The organism is Paenibacillus maysiensis (genome assembly GCF_000520815.1).
In the GTDB taxonomy this organism is placed as follows: domain Bacteria; phylum Bacillota; class Bacilli; order Paenibacillales; family Paenibacillaceae; genus Paenibacillus; species Paenibacillus maysiensis.
The window spans coordinates 1-4,681 of record NZ_ASRY01000105.1 but is presented as its reverse complement, the minus strand read 5'-3'; the positions used below and the strand labels follow the sequence as shown (position 1 = coordinate 4,681).

5 protein-coding genes and 1 pseudogene are annotated in these 4,681 nt (G+C 38.0%); 5 read left to right on the top strand and 1 reads right to left on the bottom strand.

The genetic code is table 11. The features are described from left to right. The first annotated feature begins 161 nt into the window (after positions 1–161). The 3 genes from L696_RS0107265 (at position 162) to L696_RS32645 (ending at position 2,806) form a co-directional block, all read left to right on the top strand. Positions 162–1,394 (top strand): FRG domain-containing protein, encoded by a 1,233-nt coding sequence (locus L696_RS0107265; protein WP_025683050.1) that lies wholly within the window; start codon positions 162–164, stop codon positions 1,392–1,394. Positions 1,395–1,404: 10 nt separating this feature from the next. Continuing rightward, positions 1,405–2,319: a hypothetical protein gene (locus L696_RS0107260; RefSeq protein WP_025683049.1), complete on the top strand. Its 915-nt coding sequence runs from the start codon at positions 1,405–1,407 to the stop codon at positions 2,317–2,319. Positions 2,320–2,596: 277 nt separating this feature from the next. Continuing rightward, the gene (locus L696_RS32645) at positions 2,597–2,806 is read left to right on the top strand and encodes an IS3 family transposase (protein ID WP_049827303.1); all 210 of its coding nucleotides are present in this window, start codon (positions 2,597–2,599) and stop codon (positions 2,804–2,806) included. Between the two features lie 12 nt (positions 2,807–2,818). Here the strand turns inward: L696_RS32645 and L696_RS29275 are convergent. Continuing rightward, positions 2,819–3,858, bottom strand: a pseudogene (locus tag L696_RS29275) (IS630 family transposase). Between the two features lie 269 nt (positions 3,859–4,127). Between L696_RS29275 and tnpA the strand changes: the two are divergent. Both tnpA and tnpB read left to right on the top strand, forming a co-directional pair. Beyond that, positions 4,128–4,460, top strand: a complete 333-nt coding sequence (gene tnpA, locus L696_RS0107240) for an IS66 family insertion sequence element accessory protein TnpA (protein WP_025683047.1) — start codon at positions 4,128–4,130, stop codon at positions 4,458–4,460. Then, on the top strand, positions 4,454–4,681 hold a 228-nt coding region (gene tnpB / locus L696_RS0107235), incomplete at its 3' end, for an IS66 family insertion sequence element accessory protein TnpB (protein WP_025683046.1). The genes tnpA and tnpB, both read left to right, overlap by 7 nt.

Below are 4,681 nucleotides of genomic sequence, written 5' to 3'. Positions count from 1 at the left end.
TTACTGGTAATCTTGACATGCTATTAGCTGGTATAGTTCAATGACTGAATTAGCGATCAAATATGAAGTCTTAAGAACTCAACTACAATATATATACATGGGACTACAAACTAATGATAGAATATGATGTAACATTGTTTTCACATAAAGGGGAAATGGCCATGAATAAATTTGTTTATTTTTCTAAGAACGTCCCTAGAAATGAACGTAAAATAAAAGATCTTTTGTTGGAAACTAATGAGGCATTGATTTGGTACATTAACACTGACGGTACCAAGGTAACAGTTGTGTACGTGAGTAATAAATCGGGAAGACTAGTAAAAGAGATTTTATATCGCTCTGAGAATGAAAATTTTGATCTGAGTGATATAGAATATAGAGAAAACTTATATACACCAGTGGACTTGCGTTTCAAACTTTTTTGCACGCTTAAGGTTGAAAATTTAATTGATTACATAAAAATAATTGATACCATAAATGAAACTTCTGATTTTGTTTTTAGGGGACAAAAAGATATTGCGTGGAATTTACAGGCGAGTATTTTTAGAAATAATTATAATGATCATAAGGAATATGAGATATACAGAGAAATTCGAAAAAACAGGTTCGAGGATTTAACACGAAGTACTTTCTTGGATAATCTGATTCACATGCAACATTACGGTATTCCTACAAGGTTGCTTGATTGGAGTAGAAACCCTTTAATTTCACTTTTTTTTGCTTGTTCTGATGAAAAAAATGACGGTAAAGTTTTTGCTTACAGGCCAAAGCTTATCTACCAATTTTATGATAAACAATATGAGATATTATCAAATTATTTAAAAGAAGATTTCAATAGAACTCAATTAAATACTGATTCAGTTAAGTTTCTAGCATCCATAGGCAGAGGTGCTCAATCCGAAGTTATTTTCATTGAAAGCACTATTGAAAATGAACGTTTAAAGGCTCAAAAGGGGCTATTCTCAATACAGATCGATATAAAAAGTAACTACATTGACCCTATTAAAGATGAAATACTTAAGTCTACTAGTCTATTCAAAAAAGAAATAATAGATCTACGAGATTTAAGAGAAATTTCAGTGAACGATTTAAAAGAAATACAAACAAAATTGAAAACAATTCTAACAAAGTATCCCTCACACTCAAGTAAAATATCTGATATAGAGAAAGAAGGGAAACGCCATTTTGGTGAGTTAACCGATAATAAATATTGGACACTGAGTGAGATTAGTTACGATAATGATTTAGACAATTACTCTATTGAGTTTGTTATTCCGAAAGACCAAAAAAAGAAAATTAAACAACAATTAGAGAGTATAAATATTAACGCAATGACAGTTTACCCTGACTTTGCTGGATTTGTTCAATATATTATTGAAAAATATGAAGGGTAGGTAGAATTTTATGTCAAACGAAGTGACTAGAATTAAAGCAAGACAAAGAAATTTACAAATGATAATGGTAAGACAGTATGTTGCTAAACAATATCAATTAAATGATAAATTTACAGAAGACCAGATAGTTAATTTGTTTTATTTCAGACAATCAGATTTGGCAAACTCCTTAAAGTACTTCTTTGAGAAAAAAGGAGATAAATATACTCTTAGAAAAGAAGTAAAAGAAAAGATTAAAAGTATGTCGGACAAACATATCAATCTGAAGAAGGAGCTAAATTCCGAACAGTTGATTAGTGATTACCTAGAAAGCTTCAAGATATTTTCAAAGGAATATCTCGGTAATATTTTTGAAGGTAGCAGTATATATGAAACCTTTTTTAAGAAAAACTATGCGGCATTAGAATCATTACATTGGCTTAGTCTACCTGAGTATGAAGAACAAATGATGATCAATTCACACATCCTTCCTGAAGATGATATACTGCAATACTATGATCATTATCATGCCTTAGAGGACCTATATAGAGTTCTAAATGGAGAATTAAAACCAGCTAATTCCTTCAAAGGAGATAAAAATTTAAATAAGCAGTTAGCATTTAGGGTTTACAGTAGACGATGGGGCAATGAGGATACGTATTTAGTACAAAGAAGAATTAACGGATGGCACGTACAACATTTATCAATTAATGGAGTTTCGGACAAAGACGGGACGGGTCCCTTACTAATGAACCTCGATCATGATTCCATCCAATACCCTAAAGACGGAATAAAGTATGCGCTTAGTGTACTTTGGAATTTAGCAGATGAATCAGAAATGTCCGTTGAAGAACTACAATCTAAATTGCAGGAGATTGCGGATTGGGTTAGCGCTGTTGAAAAAGCTGTTGGTTACTATCAACCTGATTGGTGTGGGTATTACTGATCATGATTTACCAGACATCTTTAATCGGCTTTCAATAAAAATAGAACTATACGTTAGTTTTAACGCTCTCTTCCCATCAAGTAGTCTTAAACAGGTTTGTTAGGTAGCCACTATCACTACAAGACTACAATGTAAATTTAGATTTACACACAGATTTATTTGTACTAGGCTTTGGTCCATCGCTTCAGTCTCTATAAAGGGTAAACAAGAAGGACCACTTCATTTGAACTGCATCCCAATTGTTAGACACATCTAACATTGGAGGTGCAGTTTTTCTATGGCTAAGTTTAGTCCGGACGAAAAATTACAAGCAGTTATGCGTTATCAAAATGGATCGGAAAGCATGGAATCGATTGCGAAATCGATAGGACTCCATCATACTGTCCTATTAAATTGGATTAGACAATATGAGCACCATGGTGAAGAGGTCTTTAAAAAGCGCTATACATCGTATTCTGTACAGGATAAACTATATAAGTTGAACTAAAGAAACAGCTGACTAGAACCTGACACAGAGTCGGTCGATGATGGTCAAAGGCACTTTCATAATCTCCTCCATGAATTGCTGCACGTTGGTGCGAATTTCAGTGACCGTGTGGTAGAAAACGTTGTTAATCACATCCGATTTAAGCCATTTTCACAACCCTTCGACTGCATTGAGTTGTGGGCTATAGGGAGGCAGAAAAACCAGTTCAAGTCGGTCCTTCATCTCGGTTAGGAACGGTTCCAGCAATTTCGCATGGTGGATTCGTGCATTATCCAACACCATCACGATTTTGCCTGTTGGATATTCGGCTACGACTTTTTTCAAAAAGCTCAAAAAGGTTTCTGCTGTATACTGCTCATCTTCCTGCCATACGATCTTGCCTGTCCCATAGTCGACGGTTGCCAGCAGTTTAACGCCGCGATGTTTACCTGTGGTTTGAATGATCCGTTGCTTGCCGCGGAGGAACCACGTTTTCTGAATCGCTTGGTAATCACGAATCATGGATTCGTCTTCAAATAGCACGTGCTGAATTTCGTTCTTCATATATCTTTTTTTAAATCGGGAAACGTGGATTCTGTAAAGATTCTTTGTTTTTCTTCGTCCGCGGCTGCCAAGGTGTACGTTGGCTTGGTGTAGCTCAGCCCCTGTCGGTGCATCATTTTGGAAATGCCACGAAGCGAATACGTCACCCCAAATTCTCGTTTGATCAAGGCTGCAATGATCTCCAGTGTCCAATTGTGCCGCGCCGTAAAGCCTACATCATGCGGAACCGAGTTCACGATAGTCTGTTTCAGCTTTTCTTGTTGTTCTGGGGTTAATCGAACAGGCGCACCTGGCGAATGATTCATTTGAAGACCTGGAAGTCCTCCTGTTTCATACGCTTGAATGTAACCTTTTACGGTTTTCGCACTTCGGTTGATGGTATGGGCAATTTGCTCTACTTCTGTTCCTTGTAGATACAAATACAGCGTCTGGTATCGTTCGTACATTCGACGTTTTTTGGCTTGCTTCATCGCGATTTCGATCTCTTGGAATGATGCTGAATGTTCCATTGAATTCCCCTGCCTGTCTAAAGTCATTTACTACATACTTCGACATGTAGCAACGAAATCCTTACCATAGTTTTCTAATCTTAAGTTCAACTTATATAGACGTACTTAATCATATAAAAAATATGGAACGTCTATTAGAGAGACGGCTGCGGTATTTAATATTGCGAGTCATAGTACCCTTTTAAGCGTAAGCGTCAAAACGAGCCCACCTTTAACAGCCAAATCATCCATGAGAAAATGAAGGCAACTCATTAACAGGAGGTTGCCGGATGACCGACAGAGACAAACGTCGCCACGAATGGACAATTCGTGTGGCAGATTACAAAGCCAGCGGTCTCACCATGTCCGCGTGGTGTACCGCAAATCACCGCTCGAAAGAATCATTAAAATATTGGCTCCGCAAATTGAAACAGGATTCCTCTTCATCATCTACGCATTCAACGAACTGGCTGCCGATCACCGTTGCCGATCCGCCCAGTGCTGCAATCGTCAACGCTTCGACCCTCATCGTTCGGATCGGACAAGCAAGTATCGAGCTCCACCCAGACTTCGATCCTCATTTGCTTTGCAAAATCGTCCATGCCTTGGAATCCCCATGCTGACGCTGCCAAGCGTTCCGCATGTCTATCTTGCTACTGGCGCAACCGATCTGCGCAAGTCCATTGACGGCTTAGCTGCCTTGGTGCAAGAAGGTTTCGGTTTGAATCCCTTCGCGCCGTGCCTGTTCGTGTTCTGCAATCGCGAACGCAACAAGCTCAAAATCCTCTACTGGGAGCATAACGGCTTCTGGCTATTCTATCGTCGGCTTGAACGCGGTACATTC